The sequence below is a fragment of the Halomonas sp. genome, assembly GCF_034520545.1.
Lineage (GTDB): Bacteria > Pseudomonadota > Gammaproteobacteria > Pseudomonadales > Halomonadaceae > Halomonas.
Genome location: NZ_JAXHNN010000010.1, coordinates 1,104,079 through 1,123,508, shown reverse-complemented (window position 1 = coordinate 1,123,508; position 19,430 = coordinate 1,104,079). Strand labels below are relative to the sequence as shown.

The window sequence follows — 19,430 nt, the reverse complement described above, 5'->3', positions numbered from 1 at the left end:
GTCAGCGCGCTTCCTCGGTAGCGTTCGTGCCATTCCGCGTGGTGGCCGACTCGACGGGGACGGCCTGCACCCGATCGCCGGCGTCCACGAAGCCGCCGCCCAGAGTGATCAGTCGGACCCGTTCAGGCAGGCCTGCCACCCGAGCGGTTTCGGTATCGGCACCGACCAGCTCGATAGGGGTAAGCAGCACCCTGTCGTCGGTGTCCAGGTGCTTCACCGCTAGTTGGCCGTCTCCATCGAGCTCGAGCAGGGCAGGGGAGAGCCGGTGCACCTGGCGTTCGGGCAGACGGATGACCAGGGTGGCGCTGGCGCCGGCCAAGCGGCGCCCCTCGGGATTGTCCAGCGTGGCCTCGACGCGGAAGCTGCGGGTGCTTTCATCGGCGCGGCTGGCCACGTGGCTTAGCTCGCCAGCGAGACGGGTACCGTCGAGCAGCTGGATCTCGGCGGGCAGCCCGGGGGTCAGCGACAGGGCATCCCGCTGGGGGGCCGCGGCGTGGGCGGTGAGGCGCGCGTCGTCGACCAGCCGCCCCCAGGCCTCGCCGGCCTGGACCAGGTCCCCGAGCTCCACGTCGAGGCGGTCGAGGACCCCGTCGAAGGGTGCCTCGGGGCGGGTGTCGTCGAGCTGGCGGCGCAGGGCGGCGACCTCGGCCAGTGCCCGGCTGACGCCGCTCTGCCGGCGCAGGTAGTCGGGGTTGGAGATCAGCTCGCGACGGCGTAGTTCCTCGGCACCCGCCAGCTCGCCCCGCGCCAGGGCCAGTTCGGCTTCGGCCTGCTCGAGTCGAGCGGGGAGCTCCTCGCGGGCCAAGGCCAGCAGCGTCTCGCCCTGGGTGACTCGCTCCCCCAGGGCGACGGGCAATGCCTCTACTCGGCCTGATTGTCGGGCGCGTAGTTCTACCTCGCGATGGGCCTCGAGCTGGCCCTGGAGCACCAGGCGGGGAGAGTGGGCTTGTGCCTGGCGCTCCACTACTTCCACTCGGGTCAACGCCGGTTCCGCGGTGTCGCCCCCCTCGGGCGCGGTCTCGCGGAACGCCTCGATGTCACCCAGTGCCAGCCAGACCAGCAGCAGGCAGGCCAGCCCAATGGCAAACAGGACGGAGAGCGGGGGGAGCGCGAAACGGCGATGCATTCAAACATTTCCTTGTAGCGAAACATCGGGACGCCATCATATCATCCCTTGCCCCTTGCCCCTTGCCCCTTGCCCCTTGCCCCTATCCTCAGGTCGAATTGAGTTTTGTGCAGTGCAGGCATACCATCTTTGCGATTCGAGTTTCGGCCGGGCAAGCATCGTGCCTGCCCGGCTCATCCTCACGGCGACAGCTCGCGCGTTGAAAACCCAAGGAGCCATCATGAAAGACCCCGTCCGTATTGCCATCACCGGTGCTGCCGGCCAGATCAGTTATTCGCTCGCTTTCCGCATCGCCTCCGGCGACATGCTGGGCAAGGACCAGCCGGTCATCCTGCAACTGCTGGAGATTCCGCCGGCCATGGACGCCCTCAACGGCGTGGTGATGGAGCTCAACGACTGCGCTTTCCCGCTGCTCCAGGACATCGTCGCCACCGACGATGCCAACGTCGCCTTCAAGGACGCTGATTTTGGCCTGCTGGTCGGCGCCCGTCCGCGCGGTCCGGGGATGGAACGCAAGGACCTGCTGGAAGCCAATGCGGAGATCTTCTCCGTACAGGGCAAGGCGATCAACGACAATGCCAGCCGTGACGTGCGCGTGCTGGTGGTGGGCAACCCGGCCAACACCAACGCCCTGATCGCCTCCTGTAACGCCCCGGACCTGGACGCCGGCCAGTTCACCGCGATGATGCGTCTGGACCACAACCGCGCCAAGACCCAACTGGCCCAGAAGGCCGGCAAGCACGTCAACGACGTCGAGCAGATGATCGTCTGGGGCAATCACAGCGCAACCCAGTACCCCGATCTGGCCCACTGCAAGGTTGGCGGCAAGCCGGCCTTCGACCTGGTCGAGCGCGACTGGTACGAGAACGATTTCATTCCCACCGTCCAGCAGCGCGGTGCCGCTATCATCAAGGCGCGTGGTGCCTCCTCCGCGGCCTCTGCGGCTTCTGCGGCCATCGACCACATGCGCGACTGGGCGCTGGGCACCGATGAAGTGGTGAGCATGGGCATTCCCGCCGATGGCAGCTATGGCGTAGAGCCCGGCATCATGTATTCCTATCCGGTGACCTGTAAGGGCGGCAAGTACGAGATCGTCCAGGGTCTCGAGGTCGACGAGTTCAGCCGTGGCCGCATGAAGGCCACCGAAGACGAGCTGCGCGAAGAGCGTGCTGCCGTCGATCATCTGCTGGGCTAATTCATAGCTTCAAGCTACAAGGATCAAGCTGCAAGGAAACCCCGCAAGCTCAGGCTTGTGGGGTTTTTCAATAGGCAGGATTGATACTCTTGGCTTGCAGCTTGCAGCTTGCAGCTTGCAGCTTGCAGCTTGCAGCTTGCAGCTTGCAGCTTGCAGCTTGCAGCTTGCAGCTTGCGGCTTGCAGCTAGTCCCTCAGACTGATGATCTTCCAGCCGCGGGCATCGGCGACCTCGCGCAGGCTGGGGTCGGGATCTACCGCCACCGGATGGTCGACCTGCTCCAGCAGGGCCAGATCGTTGTGGGAGTCGCTGTAGAACCAGCTGCCGTCAAGGGTCAGTTCCTTGTCGGCGAGCCAAGCCTCCAGACGCTGGACCTTGCCCTCACGGAAGCTGGGGATGCCGGTGGCACGACCGGTATAGCGGCCGTCGGCCACCTCCGGCTCCACGGCGATCAGCTCGTCGATACCCAGACGCTCGGCGATGGGGCCGGTGACGAAGCGGTTGGTGGCGGTGACGATCAGCAGAGTGTCGCCGCGGGTACGGTGGCGGGCCACGAGCTCTTCGCCCTTCTGAAGGATATGTGGCTCGATCTTGCTGGCCATGAACTGCTGGTGCCAGGCGGCGAGCTGCTCGGGGCTGTGCTCCGTGAGTGGCCGCAGCGCCACCTTCAGAAAAGCCTGGATATCCAGGGTGCCGGCCTCGTAGTCGGCCAGGAAGCGGTCGTTGGCCTCGCGGTAGGCCACCGGATCCACGGCCCCTTGTTCCAGCAGGAACTCTCCCCAGGCATGGTCGCTGTCGGTCGACAGCAGGGTGTTGTCCAGGTCGAAGATGGCCAGGCTCACTGCATTCCCCTCGTGTGTTGATGATCGAGCGTGTTTCATGGTCGTGACAAGGGCGGAGATTATGGCAGAAGCGCTGCCGGGCTTCGAGCGCCAGGCCGGCGCCAATGACAACGCATTTCCTGCTAACAGCATGGTCGTATTGATGCCCTTTGCGGCCCTGTGGAAGAATGGCGTCAATACTGGATTCATAAGGTGAAGTCCGTGATCGACGCTGACGGCTTTCGCCCCAATGTTGGCATCATCATCGCCAACGAGCAGGGGCAGCTGCTTTGGGCGCGTCGGGTAGGACAGAATGCGTGGCAGTTTCCCCAGGGAGGCATTCAGGCTAACGAGACTCCGCAACAGGCTCTCTTTCGTGAGCTGCACGAGGAAATCGGCCTCACGGCCGAGGACGTCGAGATCCTTGCCTGCACCCGGGGCTGGCTGCGTTATCGCCTGCCGCGACGCATGGTTCGTACCCACGCCAGGCCGGTGTGTATCGGCCAGAAGCAGAAGTGGTTCCTGCTGAGGATTCGCTGCCAGGAGAGCCGGATCTGCATGGACATGTCCGGCAAGCCGGAGTTTGATGGCTGGCGATGGGTCAGTTACTGGTATCCCCTTGGGCAGGTCGTGCCCTTCAAGCGGGAGGTTTATCGCCGCGCCCTGCGCGAGCTCTCCCCCCGGGCGCAACGGCTGGCCCTTGGCCATGGATAAGCGCCATGGATGAGCCGAGCGCCTGACGGCGACGGCATTCCTCAGCGAGGCGAGAGATAACCACGATGGAAAAGAAGACGCCGATGCTCGAGGTGTTGCGACGCATCATCCAGGAGGTTAACGGGGCCCGCAATCTGGAAGCGGCCCTGGCCACCATGGTGCGGCGCATCCGCAAGGCGATGCGCACCGATGTATGTTCCTTCTACCTCTTCGACCGGAGCGTCGATCGGCTGGTGCTGATGGAGACCATCGGGCTGCGCACCGAGGCCGTCGGTCGGGTCAGCCTGCAGATAGGCGAGGGGCTGGTGGGCCTGGTCGCCAAGCGCGAGGAACCGCTGAACCTGCAATATGCCCACGCCCATCCCTATTTCCTCTACTTCGAAGCCACCGGCGAGGAGCGCTACTCGAGCTTCCTCGGCGTGCCGATCATCCACCAGCGCCGCATGCTGGGGGTGCTGGTCGTTCAGCAGACGGAAAAGCGCCGCTTCGACGAAGAAGACGAGGCCTTTCTGGTCACCATGGCCGCCCAGCTTGCGGGCGTGCTGGCCCACGCCCTTGCCACGGGCGGGCTCAACCGGCCGAGCGTGCCGGGCGGACAGGCGCGCTTCACCGGCGTGGCAGCCTCGCCCGGCATGGCCATCGGCGAGGCCGTGGTGATAGCCGCCCCGGCAGACCTCAACAGCGTGCCTGACCTGATTCCCACAGACGTGGAGTACGAGATCGCCCGGCTCAAGGAAGCCATCGGCCGGGTGCGGAAGGAGATCCGGGCCGCGGGCGAGCGGTTGGCGAGTCGCATTTCCACCCAGGAGCTGGCGCTGTTCGACGTCTACCAGCAGATGCTCGGCGAGGCGGCGCTCTCTCAGGAGGTCGAGAAGCGCATTCGCGAGGGGCAGTGGGCTCCCGGCGCCCTGGCCGACGTTGTTCGGCGCCATGTCCAGTACTTGGAGCGGGTCGATGACAACTACCTGCGCGAGCGCGCCGCCGATGTCCGCGACCTGGGGCGGCGAGTGCTGGCCCACCTCCAGGAAGATACGCCGCAGACGCCGGAGGTCTACCCCGACAGCACCATCCTGGTGGGCGATGAGATCAGCGTGGCGATGCTCGGCGAGGTACCCCGCGACAAGCTGGCCGGTCTGGTCTCGGTGCGCGGCTCCAGCACCTCTCACGTGGCCATCGTCGCGCGGGCCATGGGGATTCCCACCGTGCTCGGCATGGTCGATCTGCCGCTGCCACGCCTTGGCGGCAACTGGGTGGTGCTGGATGGCCACCGCGGGCGCCTCTTCGTGCGCCCGGGGGCGGAGCTCGAGAGCCACTACCAGAGCCTGATCGACGAGGAACGGGCGCTGATGGCGGTGCTGGAGCACGAGCAGGACCTGCCCAGCCGCACCCCGGACGGCCACGACATGCCGCTGATGGTGAACACCGGCCTGGCGGTGGACACCGTGGCCTCGCTCAAGTCGCGGGTCGCCGGGGTGGGGCTCTATCGCACCGAAGTGCCGTTCATGATCACCGAGCGCTTCCCCGGCGAACAGGAGCAGACGCGGCTCTATCGCGACCAGCTCGAGAGTTTCTCCCCTCTGCCGGTAGTGATGCGCACCCTCGACATCGGCGGTGACAAGGACCTGCCGTATTTCCCGATCGAGGAGGCCAACCCCTTCCTGGGCTGGCGCGGTATTCGGGTTACCCTCGATCATCCCGAAGTGCTGATGGTGCAGCTGCGCGCCATGCTGCGGGCGTCTCAGGGCCTGGACAACCTCCAGGTGCTGCTGCCGATGGTCACCAACGTCGACGAGGTCGACGATGCGCTGCGTCTGCTCGACCGTGCCATCGTCGAACTCGGCGAGGAGGGCGTGACGGTGAATCGTCCTCCGGTGGGCGTGATGCTGGAGGTGCCGGCCACTCTCTACCAGCTCGATGCGCTGGCCAGGCGGGCCGATTTCTTCTCGGTGGGCAGCAATGACCTTACCCAGTACCTGCTGGCGGTGGATCGCAACAATCCCCGGGTCGCCGAGCTCTACGATGCCTGTCATCCCGCGGTGCTGTCGGCCATGGCCAGGCTCGCCGAGGATGGCCGGCGCCTGGACATGCCGACTTCGGTGTGCGGCGAGATGGCCGGTGATCCTGCGGGGGCGCTGCTGCTGATGGGCATGGGCTTCGATGCACTGTCGATGAATGCCCCCAGTCTGCCGCGGGTCAGGGCGGCGATCCGCCGGGTGTCCCTCGACGGTGCTCGCGAGCTGGTCACGGAAACCCTCAGGCTCGATACGCCCGGAGAGGTGCGCCGCCACCTCGCGGAACGCCTTGAGGGCTGGGATCTCGGTCACTTGCTGCCGCCCCGCGATTGATTCCCCGTTGCTTCGGCGCACCTTTGTAGGAGCGCTCGGTTCGACGTCTCGACTTGCAGCACGAAGGGGTTGAGCCCCTACGGCTGGCTAGTCGACAGCTCCTCCACGCTCTCTCCTAGCCTGACGCCGTTCGGCCCGAAGCGCCGTTCGCCGATCTCGATTCGTCCGTCAGCATGCCAGGTCAGCCAGGTAGAGGCGCGGGTGCCGTACTCTCTGCCGACGATGAAGGGAGGCGAGAGTCGGCGCTCGGTCTCGAGGCCCACGCCGGTTTCAGGTAGCTGGTCGTCATCGGCGGGGTGGGGGTCGCCGAGCGTGGCCAGAGCATCCTCGGGCCAGTGGCCATGTTGCAGGCTGGCGGCAAGCCCCTGGCGGGCGGCGATCAGCTTGGGCCAAGGGGTGTCCAGGCTGGCGTTGGAGAGGCCGTGCAGGCCCGGCGGAACGCGCCTCAGTTGGATGCCGTCGAGCCCTCGATGGAGGTGCCAGAGCGTCTCCCCGTCACCGGCCAGCAGATTGAAACCCGCGAAGTGTCGAGCGGCTCCGCCCGCCAGGTGATCCAGCCAGGTTGGCAGGTCATCGCATTCCAGGGCTTCTCGCACCAGAGCGCCACGACTGGGGGCTCCCGACGGTACCTTGAGGCGAGGGTCGCGCAGATTGGTGATGGCGGCAAATCGGCCGCGGCGGTGCACCGCCAGCCAGGTGCCGCCGGCTTCCAGGTCGCGACCGCCGAGGATATCGGGGGCATCGTCCCACCGGCTCAGGGGGGCAGTCGGGCGGGCATGGAATTCGTCGCGGTTGGCGACGAGGCGCAGCGGACACGCGCTGCCGGGGCGATGATCAAAGGCTATCAGGCACATGACGCCAGCTTAGCCGCCCGGTCGGCCGGAGGGAAGGCGGCGTCATGACAGGCCGGGGCTGGCCGCGTACACTTCCTTCACTATCGTGCTTGCACAGGGATGACAATGCAGGACGACATTCGCCTGGACCGCCTCTGGTCGCGCCTCGTCTGGCCGATCCTCTGGCCGGTGCTGCTCGCCCAGGCCATCCTGGTAGCGCTCTGCCTGGTGGTCGGTGCCCTGCTGTGGTTACTGATGCCCGCCTACGCCCCCTGGGGGGCCACCTTCTGGCTGCTGCTGGCACTGCTGCTCGGCAGCAGTCTCAACGTGGCGGTCTTTCTGGCCCTGCTGCGACAGCGCCTGGGCGATATCCAGCGCGATGTCAACGACGCCCTGGTCGACATCGAGACCTGGCTGGCCGGCCACCATCGTCCCCAGGCCGGCGACGAACTGCCGCTGCCCCAGCGCCTCCAGGCACTGTCGGCCGACTGCGAGGCATTGGTCGAGGGATGGCAACGCGAACTCGAGGAGAGCCGAGCGGCAGAGCGAAGCCTGGCAAGCGATCTTCAGGCTCGCCGAGGCCAGGTCGAGCGGCTGGAGGCTGGCCGGGCGCGGGCCCGTGAAGAGTCGCGCCTCAAGTCCGATTATCTTTCCCATCTTCAGCAGTCGCTGGGGCCGCTGATGAATGCCCTGTCCGAGTTGCTCCAGAGCGAGGCCCTGCGCCGCTGTGGCGATGAGCGTGACCATGTCGCACTTCTGGCGCTCCGCGAGCGCCTGGCTGACGCCGTGGTCCTGCTGGAAAACCTGGGTGACGCCGCCGACACGCTCGAGGCGTCAGCCCCACCGCTCGCGGCCGGAAGAGGGCGTGTGCTGATCGTCGACGATGGTCCGGTGAACCTGACCCTCGCTCGCCAGGTGCTCGAGCGCCAGGGGCTCGACGTCGAGACGGCCACCAGCGGTGAGGAGGCCCTGTCACGGCTGGAGGGTGGCCACTTCGATCTGGTGCTGATGGACATCTTCATGCCCGGCATGGATGGCGTGGAGACCAGCCGTCTCTGGCGCGACCGAGAGGTCGACATGGCCCATGGCCAGCGCAGCATTCTGGTGGCGTTGACAGCCAACGCCGGCGACGAGGATCGCTATCGTTTTCATCAGGCCGGCATGGATGATTACCTGGCCAAGCCCTATCGCCCCCAGGCGCTGGCCGACCTGGTGCGTCGCTGGCTGCCAGCCTTCCTGGAGCCCGGGCCGGCATGAACCTGCTGACGAGCCTTGCGAGCTGTCTGACGGTTGTCTGGCATAGGCTTGGCTTCGACGCTGCAACGCTTCACCGCCATCCTGCCGCCGGCAGTGAGGCTCGAGTTCCTCCTATGATCGCTAAGTTACTCAAAGGTCTTCCATGCTGAGCTATCCCGATATTGATCCCGTGGCCATTTCCCTCGGGCCTTTCCAGGTCCACTGGTATGGCCTGATGTACGTCGTCGGTTTTGTCGCCGCCTTGTTCCTGGGGCGCCAGCGTGCCGAGCGCATCGGCCTGACCCGTGACGATATCGGTGATCTGATCTTCTACGCCGCCATCGGCGTGGTGGTTGGTGGCCGGCTCGGCTATGCGCTCTTTTATGGTATGCCCCAGTGGTTCGCTGACCCGCTGTGGATTTTCCGTGTCTGGGATGGCGGCATGAGCTTCCATGGGGGCCTGGTCGGGGTGCTGCTCGCCGCACTGTGGTTCGCCAGGAAGAAAGGGCTCGCCTTCTTAACGCTGACCGACTTCGTCGCGCCCCTGGTGCCGATCGGCCTTGGGGCTGGGCGCATCGGTAATTTCATCAACCACGAGTTGCCAGGCCGCGTCACCGACCTGCCCTGGGGCATGCCCTTTCCCGGCATGGGGCCAGAGCCGCGCCATCCCTCGTCCCTCTACGAGGCGTTTCTGGAAGGCGTAGTGCTCTTCGTCGTGCTGTGGTGGGTCTCGGCCCGGCCGCGCGCCCGCGGGCTGGTCTCCGGGCTCTTCCTCGCGCTCTACGGATTGTTCCGCTTCCTGGTGGAGTTCGTGCGCCTGCCCGACGCCCACATCGGCTACCTGGCCTTCGGCTGGGTGACCATGGGCATGCTGCTGACCCTGCCGATGATCGCCGCCGGCATCACACTGATTGCCTGGTCGCGTGGTCAACCGGTTGATGCAAAGTTGTAGACCTATGATTTATGGGTGGTCCGACGTGTAGGTGATGGAAATGGAGGTTGAGCATGCGGCTTTCTGACGAGCAGATCGCGATCATCAAGCGGACCGCGGCTGAAGTGTTTGGCGATGAGGTGGGTGTCAGCCTGTTCGGCTCTCGTTTGGAGGATGACACCAGGGGAGGAGACATTGATCTGCTGGTGGAAAGCCCTCGCGAGATAGAGAACAAGGTGGAGAAGACGCTGACCCTCACGGCACGACTGCAACTGCGCATCGGGGATCGGCCGATCGACATTCTGGTGATCGACCCCTCTACCGCCTTGAACCCCGTTCATCGCCACGCCATGCAGACAGGGCAGCGGTTATGACCCATGACAAGAAGCAGCTGCTGCCTATCGATCGGTTTCTCTGGTCTCTGGATATCGTCGAGCGCGAGGGACGTCATCTCCGCTATAGCTGGGAGACGTTGTTCGGCAGTGGTAACGTTCTGGATAGTGATTGGGTCTTAGGCCTCGACCAGCACCCGGAGGAGGCCGTCAGGCTGGAGGCGTTCTGGATACCTCGTTGCCCGAGCCGCTGGTGCTGCCGGATCAACATCAGCAGTGAGTTCCTGTAGAATCCTCTGCCCATTTACCAGCCATGATGCCGCCGTGACCGACGATACCCTGCCCGCTCTCGAACAGCCCTATCTCGACCTGATGCGCCAGGTGCTCGACCGCGGCGTTGAGCGCGACGACCGCACCGGCGTCGGTACGCGCTCGCTGTTCGGTCATCAGATGCGCTTCGATCTTTCCCGCGGCTTCCCGCTGGTTACCACCAAGAAACTTCACCTGCGCTCGATCATCCATGAGCTGCTGTGGTTCCTGGCCGGCGACACCAACATCGCCTACCTGAAGGAGAACGGGGTGCGCATCTGGGACGCGTGGGCCGATGAGAGCGGCGACCTCGGCCCGGTCTACGGCTACCAGTGGCGTAGCTGGCCAGACCCCCGCGGCGGCCACGTCGATCAGATCGCCAAGGTGCTCGAGCAGATCCGCGAGACCCCTCAGTCGCGGCGGCTGATCGTCTCAGCCTGGAACCCGGCGCTGGTGGACGAGATGGCGCTGCCGCCGTGCCACTGCCTGTTCCAGTTCTATGTGGCCGAGGGGCGGCTCTCCTGCCAGCTCTACCAGCGCAGCGCCGACATCTTCCTGGGCGTGCCCTTCAATATCGCAAGCTACGCGCTGCTCACCCAGATGATCGCCCGGGTCTCGGGGCTCGAGCCTGGCGACTTCGTACACACCCTGGGCGATGCCCACCTCTACCTCAACCACCTCGAGCAGGCCGAGGAGCAGCTCTCGCGCACACCGCGCGTGGCACCCCGGCTGGTGCTCGACCCCGGCGTCGATGATCTTTTCGGTTTCCGCTTCGAGCATATCGCCATCGAGGGCTACGACCCGCACCCCCATATCAAGGCCGAGGTGGCGGTATGAGCGAAGCCGATGACATGACCAACGAGACGCTGATTCCCGTGGCGATGATCGCCGCCATGGCCAAGAACCGGGTGATCGGCGTGGACAACCAGCTGCCATGGTATCTGCCGGAAGACCTCAAGTTCTTCAAGCGCATGACCCAGGCCAAGCCGCTGGTGATGGGCCGCAAGACGTATCAATCCATCGGCCGGCCGCTGCCCGGGCGGCTCAATATCGTGGTGACCCGCGACCCCGGCTTTCACCATGACGGTATCCGGGTTTGCCACGATCTCGCCGCCGCGCTGAGCCTGGCCGACCAGCAGGCCACCATCGACGGCGTCGATGAGATCATGGTGATGGGCGGCGCGCAGATCTACGCTCAGGCGCTGCCCTACGCCAGTCGGCTCTACATCACCGAGGTGGATGTCGAGGTGGAGGGCGACGCTCGTTTCCCCGAGCTCGACATCGCCGAGTGGCAGGAGGTGCAGCGTGTGCCCGGCGAGCCCGCCGAGGGCCAGCCGGCCTACCAGTTCGTGCAGTACCGTCGATGTTAAGGGCATCGATGTTACGGGCATCGCCGCTGATGGCGTTGCCGGCCGGTAACATTTGTCACCACGCCATACCTGGCACAGACTGAACAGCAGGTGTCGTGGTCGGCGACAGTCGGCTGCGGCCCCAGGAATCACCGGGAAGGTGCATGGGAGGACCAGGACGTGATCGAGGAACGCTCAACCCGCCTGCTGGAACAGCTGGAGCGCCGCGCTGCGGCGTTGCTTGGCGTATTGCGGGAATCCCGCGTCCAACAGGATGCTCTGCATACCCGGCTGGTCGAGCTGGAACGCCGTCGAGTCGAGCTGGAGGCAAACAATGCCGAGCTGGCCGCCGAGGCGCGCGAGGAACAGGCCGGCCGGGAGGCCCAGGCTCAGCGCTGCGTCGAACTGGAAGCACGTCTCGTTGAGCTGGAAGCCATCCGCCTGGAGCTCACCGAGGAGAACCGTGAGCTCGATGAACAGAATCGCGAACTCGAGGCGCACAACCGCCGCCTGCTCGAGCGCGAACCCGTCGAGTCCGGTGCGCCGCTCTTCCATCGTCAGTCGCGGCGCGCCCAGGGGCTCTCCGCGCTGATCGGCCATCGTCCCGGAAAATCTGAGGCTGACGTCGCCGCTTGGGAGCAGCCCGCCACCTCGGAGACGAGTGCCTCTTCGGCGTCGGAACCGGTTCCAGGTGCCGCTGAGCCCGTTGCCGAACCGAACATGCCATCCGCGCCTCTTCCTGGAGAAGCGCCTCCTGGCGAGACGATATCCGAAGAAGCGCCATCGCCCCAGGCGCTGCTGGACCAGTGGTACCAGCGCTACTCCACGACCTTCTTCAAGGGCCATACCCGGCCGCTCCAGGTGGGCATTCACGAGGCGCTCACCGCCCGCGAGCCCTGGCCCGAGAAGCTGGTGCGCCGGGCGCTGGCCTGCTACGTCAACCTGCCGCGCTACCTCAAGTCGGTGCGTGTAGGCGCCGAGCGCCTCGACCTGGGCGGTGAGCCGGCTGGCCGGGTAGATGCCGCTGCCGCCGAGCATGCTCGCAAGAAGCTAGAACGCTTGCAGGCCGACCGCCGCCAGCGGGGTCGCGTGGCCCGGCAGCGCGGTAACAAGAAGGGGGATGCCGCCAAGGGCGGCAAGCCCTCGGCCGAGGCCCCCGAGCCCGAGGCTGCCAAGGCGGCCGCCCCCTCCCTCAGACGGGCTCCCGCCGCGGCCGAGAGTGCCGGACAAGACGCCCCGACGGGCAGTGAACCCGCTACCCTGGAAGAGAAGCTTTCCGCACTGCTCGCCAAGCACAACCAGCACTGAGCCGTTGACTTGTCTTTGTCATATTCGCGGGGCATGATGAACTTGCTCATCGTGCCAGGTGCTTGATTCGCATGCCGGATCGCCATGGCAGGCCGAGCAGGCACCGGGTTCGCCGGGATGGCGGCTGCATCGCAAGGGCAGGGGGGAGCGCCGAAGGGGGAAGGTGCGCAACGAAGGAAAACAGTGTTTTTTCTTGTTGCGTTCCCGTATATCCCGGTATAGAGTTCTTCTTGCGAGCATTGGACTATAACAAGGCTTTGCCGAGGTCTGGCTCGCGACCTGCCACCTCCCGGGAGGGAGCCTGCAGGCACGAGAACCGGCACCAAGACCGGCCAAGCCCGCTGACCCGCTCATCAAGAACGGGCAGCCACGATCGAAACAGCAAGCTAGTCAATAAGGAACTATCGCAATGAAAAAGACACTGTTAGCGACTGCTATCGCCGCCTCCCTGGCCGCTTCCGGCGCCCAGGCAGCTACCGTCTACAACCAGGACGGCACCAAGCTCGACATCTACGGCAACATCCAGATTGCCTACTACAACACCGATTCAGCCGTAATTCTTGAAGATCCTGAGACGGGTGAGTTGGATGGCACTACTGAGTCTTCCGACAGTATTGCCGATAACGGCACCACCTTCGGCTTTGCCGCCGAGCACGTCATCTACGACGGCCTCACCGGTTATATGAAGCTCGAGTTTGACGACATCCAGGCCGACGAGATGAAGACGGCCAACGATGCTACCGATTCCGGTGACCAGGCCTACGTCGGTCTGAAGGGCAACTTCGGTGACGTCCGCCTGGGCTCCTACGACCAGCTGATCGACGACTGGATTCAGGATCCGATCACCAACAACGAAGGCTTCGACGTTTCCGATTCCACTGTCGCTGCTGGGGCTGGTGGTATCCGCGAGACTGACAAGGTGACCTACACCTCGCCGTCCTTCAGCGGCATGCAGTTCGCCGTGGGTACCCAGTACAAGGGGGATGCCGAGGCTGAAAACATCTCTGGCTCTGGCAACGCCTCCTTCTTCGGCGGCGCCAAGTACACCGCCGGCGCCTTCTCCATCGCCGCCGTCTACGACAATCTGGACAATGTTCAGTATCAGGATATTAACACTGGTGAAGTCGACAGCGTGGGTGACCAGTATGGTATTACTGCCCAGTACACCGTCGACACCCTGCGCGTGGCACTGAAGCTGGAGCGCTTCGATTCCGATATCTCTGACGGCGACAGCACCAACTTCTACGGTCTGGGTGCGCGCTACGGCTACGGCAACGGCGATATCTACGCCGCCTACCAGTATGTCGACGTGGGCGCCGGCACCTTCTTGAGCGAGCTGGACGAGACCGTTCAGGACGAGCAGGATCGTGACGAGACCTACAACGAGGTCATCCTCGGCGCCAACTACAACATCTCCGATGCCATGTACGTCTGGTCCGAAGTGGCGTTCTATGATCGCGAATTCGACGAAGACGACGGTGTCGGCGTCGGCGTGACCTACTTGTTCTAAATTCTCTGGCAGGGCAGCCCTGCTCGATGAGTGGAACACCGAAAGCCGATCCTCAGGGGTCGGCTTTTTTATTGTCTGATGAGAGGTCCCATGAAACAGCCGATTTTCACTGCCAGCCTGCTGGCGCTGGGCCTGTCCTTCGGCAGCGCCGCGGCGCTGGCCAGCGAAATGGAAGAGCGTTTCCGTGAAGAGGGCAAGCAGCTCGACCTCACCGGCTTCCTGCAGTCTGAGAACGATGCCCGCAGCCGCAGCTTTCTCTACGGTAGCCCCAATGAGCATGACTTCACGGTCAACGAGGCCGGCCAGTATCTCTTCGAGAGCCGCGTGCCGGGTGGGTTTTCCGAAGACTACCGCGTAGCCGCGGTGCTGCTGGACGACCAGGGGCGAGAGATCGCGCGTGGCGAGGCACTGGGGCAGAATGGCGGGCTGGCCATGCGGCAGCGCCTGCAGCCGGGTGACTACACGCTACGCGTGGAGGGCCGCAAGTACGGCACTCGCAGCAGGGCAGGCAACAGCTTCTATATCACCGTTACGGGCCTGGATGACCAGGGCCGCCCAGTGGAAGATGGCATCAGCGACGGCGAGGGGTTTGCCTTTATAGGTAACGGCCGCGAGAGCAGCCGTAGCGTTTTCGTGCGCGGCGAGGATAGCGTGGCCACCCTCGGCGGTTCGCGCCAGGAAGCCGCTGCGGCAGCGAGCACGGCAGGCGCTGCCGGGGCGGCCGCTTCTGCCGAAGGCCAGTCGTCCGAGGTAGCCGATACCGAGGCGCAGGCGACTCAAGCCCCGGCGGCGGAAGCCGCCGAGACCTCACCGCGGCGTTTCGAGACCATCGTCACAGACGTCAAGATCCGCGCAAGCGGTGAGAAGTTGACGTTCGACATGGCCGAGCGCGGCATCGTAGCCATCACCACCTCGACCTACCCCACGGGTTACGAGGATACCTACCGGATCAAACTCGAGGTGCTGGACGAGAACGGCCGCGTGGTGGCGGAAGGCGCCGGTGAGGGCTTCGACGGCGACGTCGACATGACTACCGAGCTGGCGCCAGGCCGTTATCGCATTCGCGTGCAGGGCCAGAAGTTCGGTTCCTCCATGACAGGCGTCAACAACTACGAGCTCAAGGTGCAGCAGCTGAACCGGCGCTAATCCTGAGACCGGGGCGTCCCGGGCAGGAACGCCCCGGTCAGGAATGCCTTGGTTAGCAATAGTGCAACGCCATAAAAAGATCCCGGCGCCTTTGCGCCGGGATCTTTCCTGTCAGGCATTGCTGAAGGGATGGCCCTCAAGCGTCCTGATCGTCCAACATCATCTGGATCATTTCCTCGAGCTGTTCGACCTTCTGCTCGAGCGCTTCCACCTTACCTTCCTGTTCGGCGGTCTGGATGTAGTCGTCGTTGATCTTTTCCATGTGCTCTTCGACGGCCTTGGAATCCATGGCGAGGGCGGAACCGGCCATCATCAGGCTGGCGAGCAGTGCAGCGGTCAGAAGCTTCATGTTCATGGTGACACCTCTTGAACGTGTGTAGTTGAACAGACCTGACGTCAGGTCTTGCTGCTTGGTGTCACGACATCGCTCAGCCTTACAAGGGATGAGGAGGTGCTGTCGCCGTCTCGCTAGAGACCACCTCAGTTCAGCCCGGACGTCCGAATTCAGGCGCGAGTCGATGATGCTGGCAGCATGGTTTCTTTACCGGCTGCCGAGGTGGACGTTCACCTGTCATGAAAAAAGCCCCGACCGAGTGGGCCGGGGCGCAAGGATCGAATAGGCAGTTGCTTGTGCTGTAAAGCGCTATCGCAACGATGGCGGGAGCTGGCCCCGCCATCGGATTGGTTTAGAAGCTGTACTTCACCATGCCCTGCAGGCGCACGGCGTCGCCCTCGTCGCCATTGTGGGTTTCACGAGTATGGTAACCGGCTTCAACGCCATAGCTGATGCGCGCCGCGGGCGACCACATGTAGTTGAGATAAATGCTTTCCACCGTGTCGGTAGTGGTAGTGGACAAGGCGCCTTCGTCAACGCCGCTATCAAGATCTGCCGTAGCGATGCCGTAGGCCAGGTTCACGCTGCCGGAACCCGCCGCCATGCTCACACCGAAGGTGCCGCCTGTGCCCTCGATGCCTTCCACATCGCCGTTATTATCAATGTAGCCGGCTTGGCCCGGTGAGCCGTACAAGTAGCCGCCCAGGCCGTCACCATGGGTGATCGCACCGCGGATTGTGACACCTTCAGCGACTTTTGCGCTGGCTTCCAGATTGATACCCCAGCCAAACGCGCTTTCATCGCTGTCATTGGCGCTGTTGTAATACTCGATCTCGCGCATGACGGCGGAGGCGCCGTAGCTCACATCGCCGGTGCCGGCATGATAACGCAGCGTCAGGTCGGGCAGGCCGCTCTTGACATCATCATTGACGTTGAGACGGTTATCCATGTCGATATTGCTGCCGATAGTGCCTGGCTCTTCCAGTGCGACCGAGAAGCCGCCGGTGGTGTAGCGCAGCTGGGATTGACGACCGATGTTGCCCTGGCCCACCTGGCCAAGGAAATCGATGGTCGGGGTGGTGCCCAGGAAGCCGCCGAAGTTGGTCCAGGTCTGGCCGGCCAGGATGCCGTTCCAGCTGCCGTAGGCATGGCGCAGGCGCAGGTCGGGGTTACCGGTTGCACTGCTACCGAAGAAGTCACCCTCAATGGTGGTTTTGAGAGTGCTGCCATTCATGGGAGTGGAGGTCCTGAAGCCGATACGGCTCTGTCTGGCGTGGAAGTCGGTATGGCCATCAGGACCATCGACGCCATCCAGACGGATGGCGCTGTGCCTTACGGTATCGCCCATGTTGGCATCGACGTCATGGATGATGTCCAGTTTGACATAACCAGAGACGCTGGCAGTGGTGTCACCTACCTCGAAATCGTATGCGTGGGAAGCGCTGGCTACTGCCAGGGCCAGGGCGCTGGCGGAGAAGAGGGCGGTCTGCTTGAGGCGATTTTGAATTGTCACTTGCTGTTCCTTTCGATGCGTGACTGCCCCTGCGGGAGGCAGATCGATTTATTGTAGTGACCTTGACGTAAACGTCAGGCACTCGTACTGCGAAAACTTCCGTTGACGTCAGGTGCTAACATAGCGACCTTAAGGAATCGTGACAATTGCGAGATGTACAGATTGCGACAAAAGGATGAGGAACTTTTCTGTAAGGTCCGCTGTGATGAGGCGGCCCGGTAATCTGGCCGCAGCGTTCCAGCCAGGGCGTCACATCGTCCAGCAGGGCCTGGGCATCTCGCATTTCACCGGGTGGCTCATGCGGCATCCTGACCCATTCCCGGTCATTTCATCACGACTTAATATTCCCGTGCCTTATAAATAAATTCCAGAGAGTACGGGACCATGACCACGCCACTTCTCCGCCGCCTGACGATGATGGCCTGCATCGCCGCCTGGGGCGGTGCCGCCCACGCCGAGACCGAGACCCTCGCCACCATGATCATCGAGGGTAGGGCCACCGTGCCCGGTGAGCTCTCGCTCTTCCCCCGGCAGTCGCCGGCGCCGGCGGCCGATGCCGGCGAGTGGCTGCGCCGCATCAACGGTATCGAGGCGATCCGCATGGGCGGTCACGGCCTCGATCCGGTGATTCGCGGCCAGCAGGGCAATGCGCTGAATATCCTGGTGGACGGTGGCTACGTCTTTGGCGGCTGTCCCAACCGCATGGATCCACCCACCGCCTATGCACCGCTGCACAGCTTCGACCGGGTGACGGTGAGCAAGGGCGTGACGACCCTGCAGCATGGGGCTGGCGGCAGCGGCGGCACCGTGCTGTTCGAGCGCACCGTGCCGGACTTCGAGGGCCGCGACGTGCAGCAGCAGGGCAGCGTGGGGGCGAGCTTCGACGACAACGGCGAGCGGGCCGGTCTCTACGCCCACCTGGTGGCCGGCAACGAGAACGGCTACTGGCGGCTGTTCGGCGAGCGCCAGCAGGCCAACGACTACGAAGATGGCGACGGCCGGCGCATTCACAGTGGCTTCGAGACCACTAGCGGTGGCCTCACCCTGGGCTTCACGCCTACGGCCGACACCGAGGTGGCAGTTGGCTATGAGGGCGTGCGGGAACGCGACGTCAAGTTCGCCGGGGCCGGCATGGACTCCCCCCAGAGCGACAACGATACCGTTCGGGCCCGCCTCGACCACGCCTTCTCCGACACCCTGCGGATGGAGAACCGCCTGCAGTTCACCGCCATCGATCATGTGATGGATAACTATTCGCTGCGAGAGCCGCCCGTGAAGAAGGGGATGCCCATGAAGATGCGCTCGCCCACCGAGTCCGACACCCTCACCTGGAAGAGCATGGCCGTGCAGCAGTTGGCCGACAGCGACCTGCGGGTCGGGATCAACGTGCTCCAGAATGCCCGCGACGCGCGGATCATCAACGACACCGCCGACAAGGTGGCCTTCCTCTCCTGGCCCGACGTGACCACCCGTCAATCCGGGGTGTTCGCCGAGTTGGACCACTACCTGGGCGAGCGCACCACCCTGAGCGGTGGCCTGCGCGTTGACTATTCCGAGGCCAGCGCCGATGCCGCCGACCAGGCCAGCGATACCGGCGTGGTGGCGGCCGATCTCTACCGCCGCGAATATGGCGTGGCGGGCGATCTGGATCATGATGCCTGGCTGGTGGGCGGTTTCCTGCGCGGCGAGCAGCGCCTCAACGACACCGACACCCTCTACGCCAGCCTGAGCCGTGCCGAACGCGATGCCGACGCGACTGAACGCTATTTCGCCAAGGGCGACTGGGTGGGCAACCCCCGCCTCGACCCTGAGGTGCATCATCAGCTGGACCTGGGCATCGAGCGTCGGCTTGAAGATGCCGGTTTCGAGGTAGCAATCTTTGCCGATCGGGTTGACGACTATATTTATCGTGACAACCGCACAAATGGGGTAAGTACCTACCGCAATATTGACGCCACCCTCTATGGCATGGAGCTCTCCGGTCACCTGCGCTGGGCCGGGCACTGGGAGACGCGCGGCCAGTTGAGCTGGGTGCGCGGCGACAACCTGGACGACGGCGGGGCTCTGGCCGATATCGCGCCGCTGCGCGGCCGGCTCTCGCAGTTCCATGTGCGCAAGGCCTGGGAGGCCGGCCTCACCGCGCGCTTCTCCGACGCCCAGGACCGCCTGGGACCGGACGAGGTGGCCACCTCGGGCTACGTGGTGCTGGATGCCGAGGCGGCCTGGCACTGGCAGGCCATGACGCTGCGCGCCGGCATCAGCAACCTGCTCGACAAGACCTATAGCGACTTCCTCAACCGCAACCGCAGCGCCGGCGACCCCTTCCTGTCAGAGGACCCGGAGAGCCTGGCCCTGCCGCTGAACGAGCCCGGCCGCAGCCTCTGGGTGGGTGTGGACTATACCTTCTAGGCTGGTGGCGTTGCTGGCAG

General features: G+C 64.4%; 19 protein-coding genes. 14 read left to right on the top strand and 5 right to left on the bottom strand.

The features are described from left to right. Position 1: 1 nt before the first annotated feature. Positions 2–1,126: an efflux RND transporter periplasmic adaptor subunit gene (locus tag U5L98_RS13945; RefSeq protein WP_322558863.1), complete on the bottom strand. Its 1,125-nt coding sequence runs from the start codon at positions 1,124–1,126 to the stop codon at positions 2–4. Between the two features lie 220 nt (positions 1,127–1,346). Between U5L98_RS13945 and U5L98_RS13940 the strand changes: the two genes are divergently transcribed. Next, on the top strand, positions 1,347–2,321 hold the full coding sequence (locus tag U5L98_RS13940) for a malate dehydrogenase (RefSeq protein ID WP_322558862.1): 975 nt from the start codon (positions 1,347–1,349) through the stop codon (positions 2,319–2,321). 184 nt (positions 2,322–2,505) lie between these two features. On the opposite strand, the gene U5L98_RS13935 is transcribed toward U5L98_RS13940, so the two are convergent. After that, positions 2,506–3,162 carry an HAD family hydrolase gene (locus tag U5L98_RS13935; RefSeq protein ID WP_322558861.1) on the bottom strand — a complete coding sequence of 219 codons (657 nt, stop codon included), beginning with the start codon at positions 3,160–3,162 and terminating at the stop codon, positions 2,506–2,508. Between the two features lie 61 nt (positions 3,163–3,223). Here U5L98_RS13935 and U5L98_RS13930 point away from each other — a divergent pair, with 61 nt between their 5' ends. The 3 genes from U5L98_RS13930 (at position 3,224) to ptsP (ending at position 6,200) form a co-directional block, all read left to right on the top strand. Then, the gene (locus U5L98_RS13930; protein ID WP_322558860.1) at positions 3,224–3,358 is read left to right on the top strand and encodes a hypothetical protein; all 135 of its coding nucleotides are present in this window, start codon (positions 3,224–3,226) and stop codon (positions 3,356–3,358) included. Between the two features lie 5 nt (positions 3,359–3,363). Then, the gene (locus U5L98_RS13925) at positions 3,364–3,855 is read left to right on the top strand and encodes an RNA pyrophosphohydrolase (protein ID WP_322558859.1); all 492 of its coding nucleotides are present in this window, start codon (positions 3,364–3,366) and stop codon (positions 3,853–3,855) included. A gap of 83 nt (positions 3,856–3,938) precedes the next feature. After that, the gene (gene ptsP, locus U5L98_RS13920) at positions 3,939–6,200 is read left to right on the top strand and encodes a phosphoenolpyruvate--protein phosphotransferase (RefSeq protein WP_322558975.1); all 2,262 of its coding nucleotides are present in this window, start codon (positions 3,939–3,941) and stop codon (positions 6,198–6,200) included. Positions 6,201–6,277: 77 nt separating this feature from the next. On the opposite strand, the gene U5L98_RS13915 is transcribed toward ptsP, so the two are convergent. Next, on the bottom strand, positions 6,278–7,054 hold the full coding sequence (locus tag U5L98_RS13915) for an NRDE family protein (protein ID WP_322558858.1): 777 nt from the start codon (positions 7,052–7,054) through the stop codon (positions 6,278–6,280). Positions 7,055–7,159: 105 nt separating this feature from the next. Between U5L98_RS13915 and U5L98_RS13910 the strand changes: the two genes are divergently transcribed. The 9 genes from U5L98_RS13910 to U5L98_RS13870 all read left to right on the top strand — a co-directional run bounded on the left by U5L98_RS13910 (position 7,160) and on the right by U5L98_RS13870 (position 15,154). Continuing rightward, complete coding sequence (locus tag U5L98_RS13910; RefSeq protein ID WP_322558857.1) at positions 7,160–8,290, top strand: response regulator; 1,131 nt, start codon at positions 7,160–7,162, stop codon at positions 8,288–8,290. 142 nt (positions 8,291–8,432) lie between these two features. After that, positions 8,433–9,221 (top strand): prolipoprotein diacylglyceryl transferase, encoded by a 789-nt coding sequence (lgt, locus tag U5L98_RS13905; protein ID WP_322558856.1) that lies wholly within the window; start codon positions 8,433–8,435, stop codon positions 9,219–9,221. A gap of 53 nt (positions 9,222–9,274) precedes the next feature. Further along, entirely contained in the window at positions 9,275–9,574 is a 300-nt protein-coding gene (locus tag U5L98_RS13900) for a nucleotidyltransferase domain-containing protein (RefSeq protein WP_322558855.1), read from the top strand. Continuing rightward, positions 9,571–9,822, top strand: coding sequence for a hypothetical protein (locus U5L98_RS13895; protein ID WP_322558854.1), 252 nt, complete (start codon positions 9,571–9,573; stop codon positions 9,820–9,822). The genes U5L98_RS13900 and U5L98_RS13895 overlap by 4 nt, the downstream gene beginning before the upstream one ends. A gap of 82 nt (positions 9,823–9,904) precedes the next feature. Next, entirely contained in the window at positions 9,905–10,678 is a 774-nt protein-coding gene (locus U5L98_RS13890) for a thymidylate synthase (protein WP_322558974.1), read from the top strand. Continuing rightward, positions 10,675–11,211, top strand: coding sequence for a dihydrofolate reductase (locus tag U5L98_RS13885; protein ID WP_322558853.1), 537 nt, complete (start codon positions 10,675–10,677; stop codon positions 11,209–11,211). The genes U5L98_RS13890 and U5L98_RS13885 overlap by 4 nt, the downstream gene beginning before the upstream one ends. 159 nt (positions 11,212–11,370) lie before the next feature. Next, positions 11,371–12,498 (top strand): ProQ/FINO family protein, encoded by a 1,128-nt coding sequence (locus U5L98_RS13880; protein ID WP_322558852.1) that lies wholly within the window; start codon positions 11,371–11,373, stop codon positions 12,496–12,498. Positions 12,499–12,907: 409 nt separating this feature from the next. Further along, complete coding sequence (locus U5L98_RS13875) at positions 12,908–14,008, top strand: porin (protein WP_322558851.1); 1,101 nt, start codon at positions 12,908–12,910, stop codon at positions 14,006–14,008. A 90-nt stretch (positions 14,009–14,098) separates the two neighbouring features. Continuing rightward, complete coding sequence (locus U5L98_RS13870) at positions 14,099–15,154, top strand: hypothetical protein (protein WP_322558850.1); 1,056 nt, start codon at positions 14,099–14,101, stop codon at positions 15,152–15,154. 136 nt (positions 15,155–15,290) lie between these two features. Here U5L98_RS13870 and U5L98_RS13865 read toward each other — a convergent pair whose 3' ends face one another. Both U5L98_RS13865 and U5L98_RS13860 read right to left on the bottom strand, forming a co-directional pair. Beyond that, positions 15,291–15,509: a hypothetical protein gene (locus tag U5L98_RS13865; RefSeq protein ID WP_322558849.1), complete on the bottom strand. Its 219-nt coding sequence runs from the start codon at positions 15,507–15,509 to the stop codon at positions 15,291–15,293. Between the two features lie 331 nt (positions 15,510–15,840). After that, positions 15,841–17,001, bottom strand: a complete 1,161-nt coding sequence (locus tag U5L98_RS13860; RefSeq protein ID WP_322558848.1) for a DcaP family trimeric outer membrane transporter — start codon at positions 16,999–17,001, stop codon at positions 15,841–15,843. A gap of 384 nt (positions 17,002–17,385) precedes the next feature. On the opposite strand from U5L98_RS13860, the gene U5L98_RS13855 reads away from it, so the two are divergent. Beyond that, positions 17,386–19,410 carry a TonB-dependent receptor domain-containing protein gene (locus U5L98_RS13855; protein ID WP_322558847.1) on the top strand — a complete coding sequence of 675 codons (2,025 nt, stop codon included), beginning with the start codon at positions 17,386–17,388 and terminating at the stop codon, positions 19,408–19,410. The last annotated feature ends 20 nt before the right edge of the window (positions 19,411–19,430 follow it).

Bases quoted from the DNA above. Each gene is read 5' to 3' on its own strand.
- U5L98_RS13870 (WP_322558850.1), top strand. From the start codon at position 14,099: ATGAAACAGCCGATTTTCACTGCCAGCCTGCTGGCGCTGGGCCTGTCC.
- U5L98_RS13940 (WP_322558862.1), top strand. From the start codon at position 1,347: ATGAAAGACCCCGTCCGTATTGCCATCACCGGTGCTGCCGGCCAGATC.
- U5L98_RS13855 (WP_322558847.1), top strand. From the start codon at position 17,386: ATGACCACGCCACTTCTCCGCCGCCTGACGATGATGGCCTGCATCGCC.
- U5L98_RS13885 (WP_322558853.1), top strand. From the start codon at position 10,675: ATGAGCGAAGCCGATGACATGACCAACGAGACGCTGATTCCCGTGGCG.
- U5L98_RS13875 (WP_322558851.1), top strand. From the start codon at position 12,908: ATGAAAAAGACACTGTTAGCGACTGCTATCGCCGCCTCCCTGGCCGCT.
- U5L98_RS13900 (WP_322558855.1), top strand. From the start codon at position 9,275: ATGCGGCTTTCTGACGAGCAGATCGCGATCATCAAGCGGACCGCGGCT.
- U5L98_RS13895 (WP_322558854.1), top strand. From the start codon at position 9,571: ATGACCCATGACAAGAAGCAGCTGCTGCCTATCGATCGGTTTCTCTGG.
- U5L98_RS13865 (WP_322558849.1), bottom strand. From the start codon at position 15,509: ATGAACATGAAGCTTCTGACCGCTGCACTGCTCGCCAGCCTGATGATG.
- U5L98_RS13930 (WP_322558860.1), top strand. From the start codon at position 3,224: ATGGCAGAAGCGCTGCCGGGCTTCGAGCGCCAGGCCGGCGCCAATGAC.
- lgt (WP_322558856.1), top strand. From the start codon at position 8,433: ATGCTGAGCTATCCCGATATTGATCCCGTGGCCATTTCCCTCGGGCCT.
- U5L98_RS13945 (WP_322558863.1), bottom strand. From the start codon at position 1,126: ATGCATCGCCGTTTCGCGCTCCCCCCGCTCTCCGTCCTGTTTGCCATT.
- U5L98_RS13890 (WP_322558974.1), top strand. From the start codon at position 9,905: ATGCGCCAGGTGCTCGACCGCGGCGTTGAGCGCGACGACCGCACCGGC.
- U5L98_RS13915 (WP_322558858.1), bottom strand. From the start codon at position 7,054: ATGTGCCTGATAGCCTTTGATCATCGCCCCGGCAGCGCGTGTCCGCTG.
- U5L98_RS13910 (WP_322558857.1), top strand. From the start codon at position 7,160: ATGCAGGACGACATTCGCCTGGACCGCCTCTGGTCGCGCCTCGTCTGG.
- ptsP (WP_322558975.1), top strand. From the start codon at position 3,939: ATGCTCGAGGTGTTGCGACGCATCATCCAGGAGGTTAACGGGGCCCGC.